Annotated in this window: 12 protein-coding genes and 1 tRNA gene; 6 read left to right on the top strand and 7 right to left on the bottom strand. The window is 61.3% G+C overall.

Annotated elements, in window-relative coordinates; genetic code table 11:
• The first annotated feature begins 207 nt into the window (after positions 1-207).
• Positions 208-2,040 (top strand): phosphoenolpyruvate carboxykinase (GTP), encoded by a 1,833-nt coding sequence (locus M2103_RS10155; RefSeq protein WP_277510376.1) that lies wholly within the window; start codon positions 208-210, stop codon positions 2,038-2,040.
• A 195-nt stretch (positions 2,041-2,235) separates the two neighbouring features.
• On the opposite strand, the gene M2103_RS10150 is transcribed toward M2103_RS10155, so the two are convergent.
• Entirely contained in the window at positions 2,236-3,216 is a 981-nt protein-coding gene (locus M2103_RS10150; RefSeq protein WP_277510375.1) for an alpha/beta fold hydrolase, read from the bottom strand.
• Positions 3,217-3,415: 199 nt separating this feature from the next.
• Between M2103_RS10150 and rpmG the strand changes: the two genes are divergently transcribed.
• A complete protein-coding gene (rpmG, locus tag M2103_RS10145) occupies positions 3,416-3,580 on the top strand; it encodes a 50S ribosomal protein L33 (RefSeq protein WP_108824923.1) in 165 nt (54 codons plus the stop codon).
• Positions 3,581-3,677: 97 nt separating this feature from the next.
• On the opposite strand, the gene lpdA is transcribed toward rpmG, so the two are convergent.
• Both lpdA and pyrE read right to left on the bottom strand, forming a co-directional pair.
• The gene (gene lpdA, locus M2103_RS10140) at positions 3,678-5,102 is read right to left on the bottom strand and encodes a dihydrolipoyl dehydrogenase (protein WP_277510372.1); all 1,425 of its coding nucleotides are present in this window, start codon (positions 5,100-5,102) and stop codon (positions 3,678-3,680) included.
• 57 nt (positions 5,103-5,159) lie between these two features.
• On the bottom strand, positions 5,160-5,729 hold the full coding sequence (gene pyrE, locus M2103_RS10135) for an orotate phosphoribosyltransferase (protein WP_277510371.1): 570 nt from the start codon (positions 5,727-5,729) through the stop codon (positions 5,160-5,162).
• Between the two features lie 93 nt (positions 5,730-5,822).
• On the opposite strand from pyrE, the gene M2103_RS10130 reads away from it, so the two are divergent.
• The gene (locus M2103_RS10130) at positions 5,823-6,698 is read left to right on the top strand and encodes an MBL fold metallo-hydrolase (RefSeq protein WP_277510369.1); all 876 of its coding nucleotides are present in this window, start codon (positions 5,823-5,825) and stop codon (positions 6,696-6,698) included.
• Between the two features lie 36 nt (positions 6,699-6,734).
• Here M2103_RS10130 and M2103_RS10125 read toward each other — a convergent pair.
• Positions 6,735-6,811, bottom strand: a tRNA-Pro gene (locus tag M2103_RS10125).
• A 299-nt stretch (positions 6,812-7,110) separates the two neighbouring features.
• Between M2103_RS10125 and M2103_RS10120 the strand changes: the two genes are divergently transcribed.
• The 3 genes from M2103_RS10120 (at position 7,111) to M2103_RS10110 (ending at position 12,604) form a co-directional block, all read left to right on the top strand.
• On the top strand, positions 7,111-9,324 hold the full coding sequence (locus M2103_RS10120) for a secretin N-terminal domain-containing protein (protein WP_277510368.1): 2,214 nt from the start codon (positions 7,111-7,113) through the stop codon (positions 9,322-9,324).
• Positions 9,325-9,369: 45 nt separating this feature from the next.
• A complete protein-coding gene (locus tag M2103_RS10115) occupies positions 9,370-11,157 on the top strand; it encodes a GspE/PulE family protein (protein WP_277510367.1) in 1,788 nt (595 codons plus the stop codon).
• Positions 11,158-11,311: 154 nt separating this feature from the next.
• Positions 11,312-12,604 (top strand): type II secretion system F family protein, encoded by a 1,293-nt coding sequence (locus tag M2103_RS10110; RefSeq protein ID WP_277510366.1) that lies wholly within the window; start codon positions 11,312-11,314, stop codon positions 12,602-12,604.
• Between the two features lie 66 nt (positions 12,605-12,670).
• Here M2103_RS10110 and M2103_RS10105 read toward each other — a convergent pair whose 3' ends face one another.
• The 3 genes from M2103_RS10105 to M2103_RS10095 all read right to left on the bottom strand — a co-directional run bounded on the left by M2103_RS10105 (position 12,671) and on the right by M2103_RS10095 (position 16,960).
• Positions 12,671-14,092 (bottom strand): WD40 repeat domain-containing protein, encoded by a 1,422-nt coding sequence (locus tag M2103_RS10105; protein ID WP_277510365.1) that lies wholly within the window; start codon positions 14,090-14,092, stop codon positions 12,671-12,673.
• Between the two features lie 76 nt (positions 14,093-14,168).
• Positions 14,169-15,542, bottom strand: a complete 1,374-nt coding sequence (locus M2103_RS10100; RefSeq protein ID WP_277510363.1) for a WD40 repeat domain-containing protein — start codon at positions 15,540-15,542, stop codon at positions 14,169-14,171.
• Complete coding sequence (locus tag M2103_RS10095; RefSeq protein WP_277510362.1) at positions 15,539-16,960, bottom strand: radical SAM protein; 1,422 nt, start codon at positions 16,958-16,960, stop codon at positions 15,539-15,541. Before M2103_RS10095 ends, M2103_RS10100 begins: the two co-directional genes overlap by 4 nt.
• Positions 16,961-16,992: the final 32 nt, after the last annotated feature.

Raw genomic sequence — 16,992 nt, 5'->3', positions numbered from 1 at the left:
GTTTTTCATTCGCCCCACTCAATCTCCGCTTCATGTCAACAAATCGTGTGAACGTAAAAAACGCCGTCCGAAAAAACAAATGATTGAATTGCGGCGCGAAGCCTTCGTAAAATACGCGTTCCTTTTCTGTCTCGTCATTTCCAAAGACAGAAACACACGAACAAAACCAAAACATCAGAAACACTCACACAACCCAGTTTCCACCCGATGAAAACAAACATACCATCCAACAAACCACTCAGCGAAAACGCCAAGCTTCTCGCCTGGGTCGATGAAATGGCCGCCTTGTGCGAGCCCGCCGCCATCCACTGGGTCGACGGCTCGCAAGCCGAATACGACGATCTGTGCAACAAGCTCGTCGCCGGCGGCACCTACACCAAACTTAACGAAAACCTCTGGCCCGGCTGCTACTACGCCCGTTCCGACGCCAGCGATGTCGCCCGCGTCGAAGAGCGCACCTTCATCTGCTCCAAGTCGCAGGACGACGCCGGCCCGACCAACAACTGGGCCGATCCCGTCGAAATGCGCGCCAAGCTCACCGGCCTCTTCAAGGGCTCGATGAAAGGCCGCACCATGTATGTGCTCGGTTACAGCATGGGCCCGATCGGCTCGCCCATCGCCCAAAACGGCGTCGAGCTCACCGACTCCGCCTACGTCGTCACCAACATGCGCATCATGGCCCGTATCGGCGCCGCCGTGTTCAAGGAAATCGACAAGGGCGAGAAACCCTTCGTCCCCTGCCTCCACTCCGTCGGCGCTCCCCTCGCGGAAGGCCAAAAAGACGTCATCTGGCCCTGCAACCCCGACAAATACATCGTCCATTTCCCCGAGACCCGCGAAATCTGGTCCTTCGGCTCCGGCTACGGTGGAAACGCCCTCCTCGGCAAAAAGTGCTTCGCCCTCCGCATCGCCTCCAACATGGCCCGCGACGAAGGCTGGATGGCCGAGCACATGCTCATCCTCGGCGTTGAAAACCCGAAAGGCGAAAAGACCTACGTCTCCGCCGCCTTCCCCTCCGCCTGCGGCAAGACCAACTTCGCCATGCTCATCCCGCCCAAGGCGCTCCTCGACAAAGGCTGGAAAGTCTGGACCGTCGGCGACGACATCGCATGGATCAAGCCCGACGCCACCGGCACCCTCCGCGCGATCAACCCCGAGGCCGGCTTCTTCGGCGTCGCGCCCGGCACCTCCGTCAAGACCAACCCGAACGCGATGGCCTCGCTCGCCAAGAACACCATCTTCACCAACGTCGCCCTCACACCCGAAGGCGGAGTCTGGTGGGAAGGCATGACCGACGAGCCCCCGGCCGAACTCATCGACTGGAAGGGCAACAAGTGGACGCCCGCGGACGGCAAGAACGGCGTCAAGGCCGCTCACCCGAACGCCCGCTTCACCGCGCCCGCCGCGCAATGCCCGACGATCGACCCCGCCTGGGAAGATCCCGCCGGCGTGCCCATCAGCGCCTTCATCTTCGGCGGCCGCCGCCCCGACACCATGCCGCTCATCTACCAGGCCAAGAGCTGGGAACAAGGCGTTTACATCGCCGCCACGATGGGCTCCGAAATGACCGCCGCCGCCGCGGGCAAAGTCGGCCAAGTCCGTCGCGACCCGATGGCCATGCTGCCCTTCTGCGGCTACCACATCGGCGACTACTTCCAGCACTGGCTCAACATGGCCAAGAAGGCCAAGATGCCCGCCGTGTTCCACGTCAACTGGTTCCGCAAGAACGCCGAAGGCAAGTTCATCTGGCCCGGCTTCGGCGAAAACGCCCGCGTGCTCAAGTGGATCGTTGGCCGCGCCGTCGGCTGCGACTGCGCCAAGGCCGCGGAAAGCGCGATCGGCTACCAGCCCTCCTTCGACGACCTCGACTGGGACGGCGCCAGCTTCGACAAAGCCATCTTCGACGAACTCCAAACGGTTGACGTCGAGAAATGGAAAGCCGAAGTGGCCGACCAGGAGACCTTCTTCGCGAAGGTGGGCGCCAAGCTCCCCGCCGAGCTCAAGGCCCAGCGCGAAGCCCTCAAGGCCCGCCTCGGTTAATAAACGACAATCGACACGTTTTACCACAAACGAACCGGCCCAAAGCCGGTTCGTTTTTTTGCGCCCTGCCGGGGTTGGGCGGCAGACCGCGCTATGTCGCCGCATCAACAAACACGTCAAACGGATGCGCAAAAATCACCGTGTTTGCCGCTCGCAATTTTCGGCGCGCTCACCCCGCCCAATGCGAACGCAGTTTCACAATCCGCGCATGAGCTCGAAAATTTTATCGTGCATGCCGGGCAGCGGTTCGTGGGCGAAATCCGGGTAAATCACCATCTGCTTTTTCGATTTGATTTTATTGTAGGCGGCGAACTGCGTCGATGGCGGGCAGACAGTGTCCATTAACCCGATGCCGAGCATGATTCTCGCCTTGATGCGGTGCGCGTGATGCTGGCAGTCGATGTAGCCGAGCTTTGTGAAGATCGCCTCCTCGCGTTCGTGGAGCGGATCGTGCTGGCGGAAAAAATAGCGCAACTCGTCATACGCGTCTTTCGCCTGGTCCATTTGCCAGACGCGCTGGTAGTCGCAGAGAAACGGATACACGGGCGCGGCGCGCTTGATGCGCGGTTCGAGCGCGGCGCACGCGAGTGTGAGCGCGCCGCCTTGCGACCAGCCGGTTGCCCCGACTCGTTTTTCATCGACTTCCGGAAACGTCATCACGGCGCGCGCCAGTTGCGCGGTGTCCAGAAACACATCGCGGAAAAACAGCCTGTGCGGATCGGGATCGTCGAGGCCGCGAATGATCTGCCCTCGCAGGGTGTTGCCCTTGACGCCGCCGGTGTCCTCCGAAAGCCCGCCCTGTCCGCGCACATCCATCGCGGCCACGCAAAAGCCCTGCGAGACGATCGCGAGCTTGTCCTGCCAGTCGCCGCTGTGCCCCGAGTAGCCGTGAAAAAGAAGCACGGCGGGATGCCGTTTGTCCGTGTTTTCGGGCGTGCGCTCGGGTCGCAGGTATTTGGCGTGAATGCGGGCGCCGTGCGTGCCGTCGAACCACAGGTCGAAACACTCGACACCGGCGGGCGCGATGGCGCGGTTGGGGACGAGCTCGGCGTTGGCGGGCGTCGCGTCGAGCTCGCGCAGCGCGGCGCGCCAGTAGGCGTCGAAATCCGCCGGGCGCGGATTGGTGCCGCGATATTTGCGCAATTCGGGAAGCGGTTTGTCGAAGGTCAGTGGCATGGGAGAATTTTTTGAATTTTTGAAATGGAGGGGAGGTGCCCCCCCCACAGCTAATGCGAGTCGGCGGGGGAAAGTCGAGCGTCCGCGCATGCCGGAGGGGCGTATGGATTGTGTTTTGGCGAAATTTTTAGACGCAAGATTGTGGTTGCGCTGTGCCGCCGCGCTGGTTTGCTCACCCGTTCAACAATTTTAAAACATTATGCAAGAAGTCGTCATACTCGAGTGCACCGAAGCCCGCAAAGAGGGGAAACCCGTCTCGCGTTATCTCACCACGCGCAACAAAAAGACGGTGACAGAGCGTATTGAGAAGAAGAAATACAATCCCTTCCTCAAGCGCCGCACGGTTCACAAGGAAATCAAATAACATTCTCCAAACGCATCGCGTTTCCGAGCCCGGCCCGCTTCCGCGCGCCGGGTTTTTTATGCAAAAAGGGCGGGGCGGGACTCCGCCTCCCCTGATTTCACAATGCGTGAATCGCCGATTTGCTGACGGCGAGCGCGGCTTCCTTGATCGATTCGCCCAGCGTCGGGTGCGCGTGGATGGTGCGCGCGAGGTCCTCGGCGCTGCCGCCATATTCCATGTGCGCGACGACCTCGGCGATTAACTCCCCCGCGCCATGCCCGAGGATTTGCGCGCCAAGAATCGTGTCAGTTTTTGCGTCGGCGATAATTTTCGCGTAGCCGTCGGTCGTGTCGCTGGCGATGGCTCGTCCGTTTGCGGCAAAGTTGAAGCGCCCCGTCTTGACCTCGATGCCTTTTGCCTTCGCCGCGTCCTCGCCCAGGCCGACCGTGGCGACCTCTGGCGCGGTGTAGATGATCGCCGGAACAAAATCCCAGTTGATGCGGCCGTGTTTTCCCGCGATCCACTCGGCGGCGGCAACGCCGTCCTCCTCGGCCTTGTGAGCGAGCATCGGGCCGGCGACAACATCGCCGATGGCGCGAATGCCGGGGACGCTGGTGCGCAATTCCGAATCGACTTGGATGCGACCTTTGGGATCGAGCGCGACGCCGATTTTTTCCAGGCCGAGGTTTTCGGTGTTGGGGCGGCGGCCCACGGCGAGAAGGATTTTATCCGCGGTAAACTCAAGCGCCGCCCCGTCGCGCTCGGCGGCGAGCACGCCGCTGGGGCCGTTGAACTTCGCGCCGGTGACCTTTGCGTTGGTTTCGATTTTGAGACCTTGTTTTTGGAGGAGGCGCGTGAAGTTGCGCACGATGTCGTCGTCGCACGCCGCGGCGATTTTGGGCAGGAATTCGACAACCGTCACATCGGCGCCGAGGCGCGCCCAAACGGAGCCGAGCTCGAGCCCGATCGCGCCGCCGCCGATGACGACGAGTTTTTTCGGCACCTCGTCGAGCGCGATGGCCTGGTCGCTGGAAATGATGTTTTTGCCGTCGATCCTGACCGAGGGTAATTCGGCGGGCAGCGATCCGGTGGCGATGACGATGTTCGGAGCGGAGATGGTTTGCGTGATGGGTTTGCCGCCCGTCGAGGCGTCGGTCGAGGTGACTTCGACTTGGTGGCCCGGGCCGCCGGCAAAACTCGCGCTGCCGTTGAACACGGTGACCTTGCGCGCCTTCGCGAGTTGCGCGACACCGCCGGTGAGTTTGGCGATGACGGAGTCCTTGCGCTTCATCATGGTCGCGATGTCGGCGGCGACGCCGTCGAACTTGATGCCGTGCGCGGCGGCGTGATCACGGGCGAAAACGTATTGCTCGGTTGAATGCAAAAGCGCCTTTGTCGGGATGCAGCCGACGTTGAGGCAGGTGCCGCCGAGGGTGGGGCGCTTTTCGACGAGCGCGACCTTGAGGCCGAGTTGCGAGGCGCGAAAAGCGCAGACATAACCGCCCGGTCCGCCGCCAATGACAATGAGATCGAATTGTGACATGGGAATTTTCAGCTATCCGCGTTTTGTTTTTTTGGAATTTATCCGCGCCCGAGTCCGTCAACTGCCCGGTTTTTCGACCGGCAGTTTTGCGATTTCCGGAGGCAGCTGGTCGGCCGGCCAGGTCGGGAAGCTCAACTCCAGCAGCGAAACCGCGGGCACCTCGAACTTGGCCGCGCCCGCGCTGCGGTCCACGAGCATCGCCACGCCGGCGGGCGTGCCGCCGCATGCCTTGACGATGTTGAGCGCCTCGACCACGCGGCCGCCGCGCGTCACCACGTCCTCGACCACGAGCACGCGCTCGCCGGGGGCGATCTTGAAGCCGCGGCGCATCACGAGCGCGTTGTTTTCCTTCTCAACAAAAATGTAGCGCGAATTTGTCTGGCGCGCGACCTCCTGCCCGATCACAAGCCCGCCCATCGCGGGCGCGAGCACGGTTTCGAATTTCAAGCCGGCGAGCTTCGGCAGCAGCAACTCGGTCAGCCGTGTGACCGCGGCCATGTCCTGGCACACTTGCGCGCATTGGAAAAAATGCCCGCTGTGCAATCCCGAGCGCAGCACAAAATGCCCGCGCAACAACGCGCGCGTGCGAGTGAAAATATCCAGAATCTCTTGTTGTTGCGAATCCATCGTCCGCGAAATTGCCCGCCGCCGCGCCGCCTGTAAAGTAGAAGCGGGCACTTTTAACGTGCGCCTCGTCAAACCCCGTGCCACATTTCCGCCGTGGTCATCGAATACGCACCTCTGGAGGACGAGCTCGGCGACGTCCTGGACAAGGCGATGCGGCACGCTTGCTGCACCGAGCAGGCGCTCGCGGAGCGCTCGGGCGTGTCCGCCGAGAAAATACACGACGCCATCGACTATCGGTATGAGTTGACGCCCGACGAGCTCAAGCGGCTCGCCGTCGCGCTCGGCCTCAACGAGCCGGGCCTGCTCGCCCTCGCGCAGAATCGTTATCCGCTGCCCGAGATTTCCGGCCTGCCCTTCTGCCTTTATCCGCTGCGCACGCCCCACGGCATCGGCGTGGCCAACGCCTACATCGTCGCCGAGTGCGGCCAGTCCTCCGGCATTCTTTTCGACGCCGGCTCCGACTATGCGCAAATCGAGCGCGTCTGGCCGAAACGCATTCGCAAGATCGAGGCCGTTTTTATCACGCATGTCGAAACCGAGCACACCGGCGGACTGGAGGAGCTCCAGCGCATCCTTGGTCGCGCGCCCGTGTTTTTCCCCGAGGGCATTTGCATTTCGGACACAAGCGCCATGGCCGGCGAGGTCGGCGGCGGCTTCGCGATGGGCGAGGGCGCGCGCTTGCGCTACGGCGCGTTTGAGGTGCGCGCGATCAAGACGCCCGGCCACGCCGAGGCGCACAACAGCTATGTCGTGAGCGCGCCCGCGTTGCCCGACGCCACGCAAATGCTCGTGTCGGGCGACCTGATTTTTGCGGGCTCGGCGGGGCGCGGTTATTTTTGCGCGCAGAGTTTTGCCGACAGCCTGAAACGCCTTTTCACCGAGCTTCCCGGCAAGACAGTGATCGCCCCGGGACACGGCCCGCTCACGACCCTGGAAAACGAACGGCTGCATAATCCGTTCTCAAAATAAAAAAAGCGGACGCACGTCCGCTCCGGTTGTCTCAAATGGTCGGGGCGGTGAGATTCGAACTCACGACCTCTACGTCCCGAACGTAGCGCTCTACCAGGCTAAGCTACGCCCCGATCCGATTGAACCACGGAAGATGAGAGTCCCGCCGCCGCGCATCAAGGAGAAACTTCCAATGCCAAAAAAATGCCCGGTTCCGCGATTAATGTTCGCGCGCCGTTTTTGCGCACTCCGGCTAATTTAGAGTCAGGCCCCGTGCAACCTGCCGCGCCAAGGGACGTCTTGCCCCGTTGCAAAACCTCCGCCAAATTTCATGCCCAACCCGTTCTTCGCTCTTTTCTTTTCAGTCAACACCCTCTCAACTCTCCGCCTTCCGCCGAGCAAACCATCGCAGCCAATTTCCCATCTCTCCAGCATGACCCCGCGCATCCTCCGCATCGCCCTTGCCTCAATTTTCACAGCCACTGCGTTTTTGCCGGCCATCGCACGAAACACGCCGGCCGCGCCGCGGGCGCAACCCGGCGGCTCCCCCATACTTCTTTCGCCCCCGTGGACGCAGGCCGACGCTGAAATCCCCGCCGCCCCCGCGCTTGCCCCCTCCGGCAATCCCGATGATCGCATCGCGATCAACTGGACCGCGCTGCCGCTTTCGATGGCCATCCCCGAGCTTGAAAAACTCACGGGACGCACCGTCATCCGCCCCGCCACGCTCCCCAATGTCGCCGACCTCTCGCTTTCCTTCGCCACCCCGCCCACGCGCGCCGAGGCGTTGCAGGCCATCGAGACGCTTTTCACCGTCAACCAGCTCGCGCTCGTTCCGCGCGGCGAAAAACTCCTCCTGCTCGTCCCCATTAACACCGTTCGCAGCGAGGCGCCTACCATCATAGAGGGCTCCACGCTCGACCTTGCGCCCTCGGGCCGCATCGCCAGCAAGTTTTTCCAGCTCGAGTTTCTTCGCGCCAGCGAGTTCGTCCCCATGATCAGCACGATGCTCAACGCGCAGATACAGACAATTTCCATTTTTGAGCGCGCCAACGCCTTCCTTGTCACCGACACCATCTCCACGCTCCAGCGTGTCGAAACCATCATCAAGCAGGTTGACCGTCCCGCCGCCACGCCCGTGCAGGCCAAGTTTTACTCGCTCGAATACGCCAAGGCCTCGGACATCGTGAACAAAATCAAGGCGCTCTTCACCGGCCCGCTCCAGCAGCAGCTCGGCGCCTCCACCACGTTCAACTCCGACGATCGCACCAACCAGGTCGTTGTCATCGGCGATCCGCGGCAGCTTCCGTTTTTCGACGACCTCATCAAAAAACTCGACACCAAGGCCGACCCCAACACCCGCAACGAAGTCATCCGCCTCAAGAGCGCGCAGTGCGGCGATGTCGCCACGCTTCTCAGCAACATCATCTCGGGGCAAACCCGCGCCGCCCAAGCCGCGCAATCCAGCGGCGGCACCAGCGCCACCCAGCGACAGCGCACCACGCAAACCACCTCGGCCAACCGTAACACCCAGCAGCGCGCCACCACGCAAAACCGAAACACCTCCCAGCAACGAACCCAGTCCGCAAGTGTGCGCCCCGCCTTCGCCACGCCCGCCAGCGGCATCACCGGCGGCAGCCTCGGGCTCGAGGGCAACGAGTTCAGCAGCTTCATCACCGTGCAACCCGACACCCGCATCAACGCCATCGTCGTGTCCGGCACGGTTGACGATATCCGCATCATCAAGGAGCTCGTCGAAAAACTCGACGTTCTCCTCGCGCAAGTCCGCATCGAGGTCGTCATCGCCGAGGTCAGCCTCACGGACGATGCCAGCAGTGGCATTGATGCGCTCGGGTTCAACGTGGTAAACGGCAAGCTCACCGGGATTAATGGCGAGGGCCCCGGCTTCGGTTTCGGAGGCAGCGACAGCGGGGGCTACTCGTCATCCCTGCAGCCCCTCACCGCTGTCATTGGCCTTAAAACCACACCGCGCAAAAACAACACCAACATTGTCTCCGTGCCCGCCATCACAACGATGCACAACAAAGAGGGCAAAATCTTCATTGGCGAAACACGCCCCGTTATCACTGCCAGCACTGTCAACACAGGCAATGTCAACAACGCCACGACCTCGTCCATCACCCAGATGGAAATCGGCACCACCATCACGGTGACTCCGCTTATTGGTTACGACGGCAGCGTGCAACTCGACATCCAGCAGGAAATCAGCGACGTCTCCGGCAAAGTCACCATCGACTCCAACGAGCAATACATCATAGGAAAGCGTAACACCTCGTCCTCCATTATCGTCAAAAGCGGTGAAATTATTGTCCTTGGCGGCATTCAAAAAAGCTCGGCAACCAAGACCACCAGTCGTCTCGGCCCCATTCCAATTATCGGCGATCTTTTCGGCAAGCGCACCCGCAGCCAGACTCGCACCGAACTCATCTTCTTCCTGCGCCCCACCGTCCTTACCAACTCAGCTGCGGACAACGCGCCCGCCATGGAACAACTCGAGCGCATGAGCAACAAGGAAGCCGTTCAAAAAGTCCTCGGGCAAACACCCGCGCCGCCGAAGGACGACGTTAACGCGCTGCCGGACCTCCCCGCCGAGCCCAAGCGGCACAAGAAAAAGAAAAGGGGCTGATCGTTCGCGTCTCCTCGCAAAAACCGCACCAGAAAAGCGCGCGCCATGTTATTAACCGACACCTCGCTTCCCGACTCACTCGCCCGTCGTCTCGACGAAGAGCAAGTGCAGGCCATCAATGAAGCTCCGCGCGCCCAGCGGTTCAAAATCCTGGCCGCGGCTCTCGTCAAAACCGACCCCGACACCCTCGACGCACTCGCCGCCGCCGCGAACCTCCCCACCGTCACAAACCTAGTGGCCGACTCCGACGCCCTCGGTCTCCTGCCTGCCCGCCTCATCCACGATTACCAAATCATTCCAATTCGAAATGCGGATTTCGAAATGCGGAATGGAGAAAGCCAAACCCAGCCCGCCGAACCATCTTCCGGCGCCGCGCCAGCGTCCCCAACTCCGCATTCCGAAATCCACATTCCCCATTCCCAATCGCCCCTCGTGCTGGCGACCTCATGGCCGCCCGATTCCGCCATTGTCGATTGGATACGCACCTTCACGCCGCGTCCCCTCGTCTGGTATCTCGGCAATCCCGACAAAGTCCACCAACTCATAATCGAGCGCTTCGGCGTCGGCTCCGGTTCGCTCGAGGGCAGCGACGACGATTACATCGCCCCCGAAAATATCCAGCAAGCCGACGACGATGTCGATGAGGACGCCGCCGTCGTGCGTTTCGTCACCGACGTTATCACGCAAGCCGTCAACGACGAGGCGACCGACATCCATTTTGAACCGCAGGAGGGCCGCCTCCAAATCCGCTACCGTGTCGACGGCCTGCTAGTGCCCGTGCCCGTGCCCGAAAACCTGCTCCGCTTTCAGGACGCCATCATCTCGCGCCTCAAGATCATGGCGAAGCTCAACATTTCCGAGAAGCGCCTGCCGCAGGACGGACGCATCAACTTTCGCGCCGGGGGCAACGTCCTCGACATCCGCGTCGCCACCGCGCCCACCATTTACGCCGAGTCCGTTTCGCTCCGCCTCCTCAACCAGAAAAAGGAAGCCTACACGATGGACCGCCTCGGCATGAGCGCCGACGAGCAACGCGAAATCAAAACCGTGCTCGAATACCCGCACGGCATCATCCTCGTCACCGGCCCCACCGGCTCCGGCAAATCCACGTCGCTCAACGCATTTCTGCGCTACATCAACTCGCCCGACCTGCGCATCGTCACCGTCGAGGACCCCATCGAATATGAGGTTCCCGGCGTCAACCAGATGCAGATGAAACCGGAAATCGGCCTCACCTTCGCCACCGCGCTCCGCTCGATTCTCCGTCAGGACCCCGACGTCATTATGGTCGGTGAAATCCGCGACCGCGACACCGCCGACATCGCCATCCGCGCCTCGCTCACCGGACACTTGGTGTTTTCCACGCTCCACACCAACGACGCCCCCGGCGCCATCACCCGCCTCATAGACATGGGCATCGAGCCCTTCCTCGTCGCCTCCGCGATCGAGCTCGTCATCGCCCAGCGCCTCGTGCGCCGCCTCTGTCCCGACTGCTCGAAGCACGAGCCCGTCAACAAACTCAAGCTCCGCGAAACGCTCGGCGTCCTCGGCATCGACCCCGACGAGGCCGACCGCGTCGAAACCCTCAAGGTTCCCTGCGGTTGCGACCGCTGCCGCAACACCGGCTACCGCGGGCGCATCGGCATCTTCGAAATCTTCAAGCCCGACGAAGCCCTCCACGAACTCATCCTCCGCCGGGAAAGCACGCAAGCCCTCGCCACTTGCGCCCGCGAAAACGGAATGAAACCATTGCAAATCTCCGGCTGGGAAAAAGTGAAGGCCGGACACACCACCCTCGACGAAATCGTGCGGGTCATCGCCGCGGAAAAATGAAGCCAAGCAAAGGAGACAGGAGTCAGGAGACGGGAGTCAGGAGAAAAAACCCTGATATTCTGCCAGCTTGTTGTCCGCCAAATGCTATTTGCATCTCAAATTGTCTTCGCCCGGCTTCGCCCATTTCGATCTTCATCTTCTAGCTTCTTTTCCCGTGCCCGCCTACACTTACACCGCCCGCGACCGCTCCGGCCAGACCGTCACCTCGACGCTGGAGGCGCCCAGTCGCAAGGATGCCCTCCGCCACCTCACCGCGCGCGGTTTGCAACCCCAGCGGATCGAGGAGGTCACCGCGGGCGGCGCGGTCATCGCCAAGCCCGCAAAAAGCAAGGCCGCCAGATCGGGCGCCGCCGCATCATCCCCAAAACAATCCTCCCCGTCCCGCGGCTCGAAATCGAAAAAGCCCAAGCCTCTTTCCAAAAAGGAACAGCTTCCGTTCCTTGAGGCGCTTTCCGATCTCGTCTCGAGCGGACTCTCCGCGGGCGAGTCGCTCCGCATGCTCTCGCAGCGCATACGCGAGCCCAAGCTCCGGTTTTTGTGCGCCAGCCTTTGGGAGCGCATCGGCGAGGGCGCCACGCTCTCGCGCGCGATGGCGGAGTTCCCGCAAGTCTTCGATACGTCGGCAATCAACCTCATCCAGGCGGGCGAGGCGACCGGCGGCCTCAGCGAGGTGCTCACGCGGCTCATCGCGCATTACAACGAGCAAAACGAATTGCGCCGCCAGTTTGTCAGCGCGCTCGCCTATCCCATACTGCTGCTCACGGTCGCGTTTGGCGTCATTCTCTTTTTTATGTTTTTCCTGATGCCCCGCATGCAGGGGCTCTTCAATTCGCTCGGCGGCAAACTCCCCGCGTCCACGCGCCTCATGGTTGGCATGTCTGACTTTGCGCTGCACTACGGCATCTTCATTGCGGGCGCGCTGGTCTTCGGCGCGATCGCCTTCTGGCGCTGGCGAAAAACCGCCAGGGGCCGCCACATCACCGACGGCTGGCTGCTCAAGCTCCCGCTTACGAAAAACTTTACCATGAGCCAGAGCGTGCTCGCCTTCAGCCAGACGCTCTCGATTCTTCTCGAAAACGGAATCACCACCACCGACGCGCTCAAGATCACCGAGCGCCAAATCGGCAACACCGTGCATCGCGAGGCATTTGGCGACGCGAGCGCGCACGTCATGGAGGGCGGGGCGCTTTCCTCCGCGCTTCAGCGCACCGAGTGTTTTCCGCCGCTTGTGCTCGACCAGCTCGCCATCGGCGAAAACACCGGCAGCATTGTGCCCAGCCTGAAAAAAATCTCGAACAGCCACCGCAAGATTGTTTCGGCGCAGCTCAACTTTTTCATGAAGGTCATCACGAGCGTGATGCTCGGCGGCACCTTTGTTTTTGTCGGTTTCATCGCCTTCGCAATCGTCTCCGCCATCTTCACCCTAAGCGGCTCGTTCCGAATGTAGCGCCGCGGCGTTTGGTCCACCGGGCGCGCCGGCCATTCGCAATGGCCGATGGATGCCGGTTGCGATTCACGTCCTCCGGCAGCGCACGGCCATGCAGACGCAGCGTTGATAACTTCCACCGCCCCCGTGCCGGCAACCGCCTCCGCTCGGCCTTGTCCCCGAAGAGGCCCTTTGTGTCGCGGGTTTTCGCAGGCCGGAAACACAATTGCACGCGCACGTGGCGCCGGCGGGAATCGCCGCGCCGCACGGGAGCGTGTAGGTGATGACTTGCCCGGTTTCGCTCGTCATGGCGAAAACGGCGCCCTTCACGGATTCGGGTCGGTTTATCAAATCCTCCATGTCCGGCAGCGCGGAAACCAATTCTCCCCCGGGAAAACTCCACAGCCGAATGGTGCTGTCGCTGCCGCCGGATGCCAGCAGTTTTCCGTCGGGGCTTATGCCGAGGCAATTCACGCTTCCGGTGTGCCCCAACAGCGTTTTCATCAACGTGCCGTCAGGCAGGCTCCATAATCTGATGTTTGAAACGGCGTCACCGGATGCCAGCCATTGGCCGTCGGGACTTATGCAGGTTGAGACAAAACTTCCGATATGGTTTTTCACCCGCAGCAACTTGACCGTCCCGCCATCGGGCAGGCTCCACAGCCTGAGGCATCCATCGCTGTCTCCCGCGACCAGCAGTTTTCCATCAGGGCTTATGCAGACGGAGGCAACCCGGCCATGGTGTCCTGTGAATGTATTGATCAACGATCCGCCGGGCAGGCTCCATAGCTTGACGGTTTTGTCCTGGCTGCCCGATGCCAGCCATTTCCCGTCGGCGCTTATGCAGAGGGAGAGAACAGAGTCTTGGTGCCCCTTTAATGTTTTGGTTCCGGCCTCGGTTCGCAACTTAATGGTGTTGTCGCTGCTTCCCGACGCCAGGATTGTCCCGTCGGGGCTCATGCAGAGGGCAAAAATGCCGCCTTTGTGGTCGTCCAGGCTCGCGGCCTGTTCGCCACCGGGCAAATTCCATATTTTGATTTGCTTGTCCAATCCGCCGGAAATCAACGCCTCGCCCTTGCCGGGGGTTATGAGAACCGAGCGAATGCTGTTTTTGTGGCCGTCCAATGTTTTTTCCAAAATGCGTTCCGGCAGTTTCCATAGCTTGACGGTCTTGTCTTTGCTGCCCGACGCCAGCCACTTTCCGTCGGCGCTTATGAAAATGGAGTTAACGCTTTCTTTGTGCGCCCGCAGCAGCGCCGTCTTTTTCCCGAGGACGTCTCTCTTGTCGGCTTGGGCCAGACGAACGGTTGTCTCCTCTTTGCCGCACGCGCTCAGAAACGCCACCGCCGCCGCCGCGGTGATGCCCGCGCCAAGAAAATCCCGGCGACTCATCGCGCCGCCTCCCGCCCCGTCGCTTATCATCACGATTTCCGTTTGTTGATACAACTCCTCGCCCTCGTCGACGCGGGTGAGTTGAAACGCGGGTTTGCTGGCGTCGCCGGTGCTCATGGTGCGTGTTCTTTGTTTTATTAAAGTTGGGTTCGCTTTTGGAAAGATTTTGGAGGCTTCCTGTTTTGGCGCCCGGCTACGTCTGCCGGCAACGCACCGCCTGGCAGGTGCAGACGGGAACGCAAGAGCAGCCGTGGCGGCACCGCGTCGCGACAGACTGGCACGTGCATATTTTGACGGAGCCGGGGACGCAATTGCACCGGCAGGTGGCTCCGGGGGGAAGCGGGGATCCGCATGGCAGGGTGTAAGTGATGGTCTGCCCGTATTCGTTTCGCATGTGGACAGTCGCGCCTTCCCTGTTGGCGGGATTGGCGGTCATGTCCGCCAGGCAGGAAAGTTGTTTTCCGTCGGGCAGGCTCCACAGGCGGATGGTTTGGTCACTGCTGCCCGAGGCCAGCAGTTTTCCATCCGGGCTTGCGCAAACAGAGGTGACGACGCCCGTGTGCCCGGTCAGGGTGTTGAGCAAGGCGCCGTCGGGCAGGCTCCATAATTTGATGGTCTTGTCCACGCCGCCTGATGCCAGTAATTGCCCGTCGGGGCTTGTGCAAACGGACATGATGGCGTTCGTGTGTCCCGACAGTTTTTTAACCAGGGTTCCTTCCGGCATGCTCCATAAACAGATTGTTTTGTCGTCGCCTCCCGAAGCCAGCAGTTTTCCGTCGGGGCTTGCGCAAATGGAGTTAATGCCTCTCGGGTGCCCGGTCAGGGTGTTGAGCAAGGCGCCATCGGGCAGGCTCCATAATTTAACAGTTTTGTCGCTGCTTCCCGATGCCAGCCATTGGCCGTCGGGGCTTATGCAAACAGACTCAACAGTGTCAATGTGCCCCTCCAGTTTCTTGATCAATCCCCCTTTTGGAAGGCTCCATAGGTTGATAGTTTTGTCCCGGCCGCCCGAAGCCAGCAATTTTCCATCGGGGCTTATGCAGACCGAGCAGATGCCCTTTGCGTGTCCCTTCAGTTTTTTCTTCAGCGCCACCTTGGGCAGGCTCCATAATTGCGCAATGGCACCGTCCCTGCTTCCCGCGGCCAAAAGTTTTCCGTCGGGGCTTATGTGGGCAGTGGTAACCCTGGTTCGGTTTTTCTTCGACGCCTTGATCAACGCCCCCTCCGGGAAACTCCATAATTTTATAATTCCCTCGCTGCTGCCCGAAGCCAGCCATTTCCCGTCGTGACTTATGCGAACCGTGTGAACGTGGCCGATATGAGCGACCAATACCGAGCTTGCCCTGGCTTTGGGCGTCCTGGCGGCGTTTGCCGCGATGGTGAACTTGTTCAGCAGCGCCACCGCAGCCGCCGCGGTGATGCCCGCGCCAAGAAACCCGCGGCGACTCATCACGCCTCCTCCGGGTCCCTTGTTTAGCATCACGATTTCCGTTTGTTGATACAACTCCTCTCCCTCGCTTACGCGGGTGAGTTGAAACGCGGGTTTGTTGTCGTTGTTGGGGCTCATGCTTCGCTTTCCTTGGTTTCCATTTCGTTGCAGTTGGGGCATGTGCTTCCCTCCTCGTCGTCGCCCGGCAGGCCGTGCCAGCACACGCCGCCGGCCTCGGCGATGCGCGCGAGGATTTGGTCCTTGGTTAGCTCGCGAATGATGTTGCAGCGGTCGGTGCCGGAAAATCCGTCGTCGCCGCACACGGTGAGCGCCTTGTGCAGGCAGTCGCCGCCGCATGTCCAGCGCGCGAAACAACCCTCGCAATAATCGCGCTTGTCCACGGAGTGACTGCGCAAAAACGCCAGCTTTTCCATGTCAAACTTCCACGCGCCGTCGCTGTCCGCGTTTCCATAAAGAAAGATTTTCGCGCGCGGATTGGCTTCGTCAAAAACCTCGTAACAGGCGGAGGCGGTGCCGTCGGGCGTGAGCGCGAAGAGGTCTTGCGTGGCGCCGCAAAAGTGATTTGTCAGCGTGCCCGTGCGCGCGGCGGAAAAGGTGACTTCGCAGCCGTGCTTTTTTGCGCGACTCTGCGCCTCCCGAAACGCGGCGATGAACGCGTCGGTTTCCGCCGAGGGCGCGCCGGCCCAGCGTCCGATCTGGTAGGCCGGCTCGGCTTGGATCTGGCCGGGGCGGAAGCGCGAGCAGATAAACTCAATGGAATCCGGCAGGCGCGCAATCATGTCGGCGGTGACGGTCATGCGGATTCCATAGGAGAATCCGGCCTCGTCGAAACGGCGCAGCGTGTGCATGACGCGTTCGCTGGAGCCCTTGCCGTTGGCGGATATGCGGTGCGTGTCGTGCGCCTCGGGCAGCCCGTCGAACGAGACGCTCGCGCCCTGCAGGTGGGCTACAATCCAGTCGAGCTGCTTGTCTGAAAAAACGGCGTTGGTTGCCGTGTAGCATGTGAGTTTCAGCCCGTGCTGGTCGGCGAGGCGTCGCGCGTGGTCGTGCGCGCCGGTGAGCACGCGCCAATTTTGGGTCGGCTCGCCGCCGCCGTGGAAGTTGATGTCGATGAATCCCGTCCGGCGTTTTAACGAGTTCTGGACAATAAAATCGACCCCGCGCAACGCCGTTTCCAGTGACATGGAACGCACGGGGCCGTCCCCGGCCGCCGCGTAGCAATAGGTGCAGCGGAGGTTGCACGCGGTGGTGAGAAAGAGCGTGAGGGAGACCGGGTCGTGCGTGTCGGAAAAAACAGCCTCGGGCTGTTGCTCCGGTCCCGCGTCGAGTATTTCTAACCGGCGCAAAAACTCGGTCGTGGAACCGTCGGCATCAAGGGTCGCGTCGTAATTTCCCTCCTTCAATCCGGCGAGAAAGTTCACCACGCGCGCATTGCCCACAAACGCCGCCTTCCGTAGCGGCGCATAAATAATATACCGGCCCGTCTCCAGGGGGATGACATAAATCTCTGCGGATACTACGGGATGTGGTGGCATGGGGACGGGCGGGGGACGACGAAATGCGGAAA

Source organism: Ereboglobus sp. PH5-5, assembly GCF_029504805.1.
Lineage (GTDB): Bacteria > Verrucomicrobiota > Verrucomicrobiia > Opitutales > Opitutaceae > Ereboglobus.
This window is presented reverse-complemented; position numbering and strand designations above follow the sequence as displayed.

Excerpts from the sequence above, each read along its gene's own strand:
- M2103_RS10095 (WP_277510362.1), bottom strand. The coding sequence starts at position 16,960 with ATGCCACCACATCCCGTAGTATCCGCAGAGATTTATGTCATCCCCCTG.
- M2103_RS10100 (WP_277510363.1), bottom strand. The coding sequence starts at position 15,542 with ATGAGCCCCAACAACGACAACAAACCCGCGTTTCAACTCACCCGCGTA.
- M2103_RS10155 (WP_277510376.1), top strand. The coding sequence starts at position 208 with ATGAAAACAAACATACCATCCAACAAACCACTCAGCGAAAACGCCAAG.
- rpmG (WP_108824923.1), top strand. The coding sequence starts at position 3,416 with ATGCAAGAAGTCGTCATACTCGAGTGCACCGAAGCCCGCAAAGAGGGG.
- pyrE (WP_277510371.1), bottom strand. The coding sequence starts at position 5,729 with ATGGATTCGCAACAACAAGAGATTCTGGATATTTTCACTCGCACGCGC.
- lpdA (WP_277510372.1), bottom strand. The coding sequence starts at position 5,102 with ATGTCACAATTCGATCTCATTGTCATTGGCGGCGGACCGGGCGGTTAT.
- M2103_RS10105 (WP_277510365.1), bottom strand. The coding sequence starts at position 14,092 with ATGAGCACCGGCGACGCCAGCAAACCCGCGTTTCAACTCACCCGCGTC.
- M2103_RS10115 (WP_277510367.1), top strand. The coding sequence starts at position 9,370 with ATGTTATTAACCGACACCTCGCTTCCCGACTCACTCGCCCGTCGTCTC.
- M2103_RS10120 (WP_277510368.1), top strand. The coding sequence starts at position 7,111 with ATGACCCCGCGCATCCTCCGCATCGCCCTTGCCTCAATTTTCACAGCC.
- M2103_RS10150 (WP_277510375.1), bottom strand. The coding sequence starts at position 3,216 with ATGCCACTGACCTTCGACAAACCGCTTCCCGAATTGCGCAAATATCGC.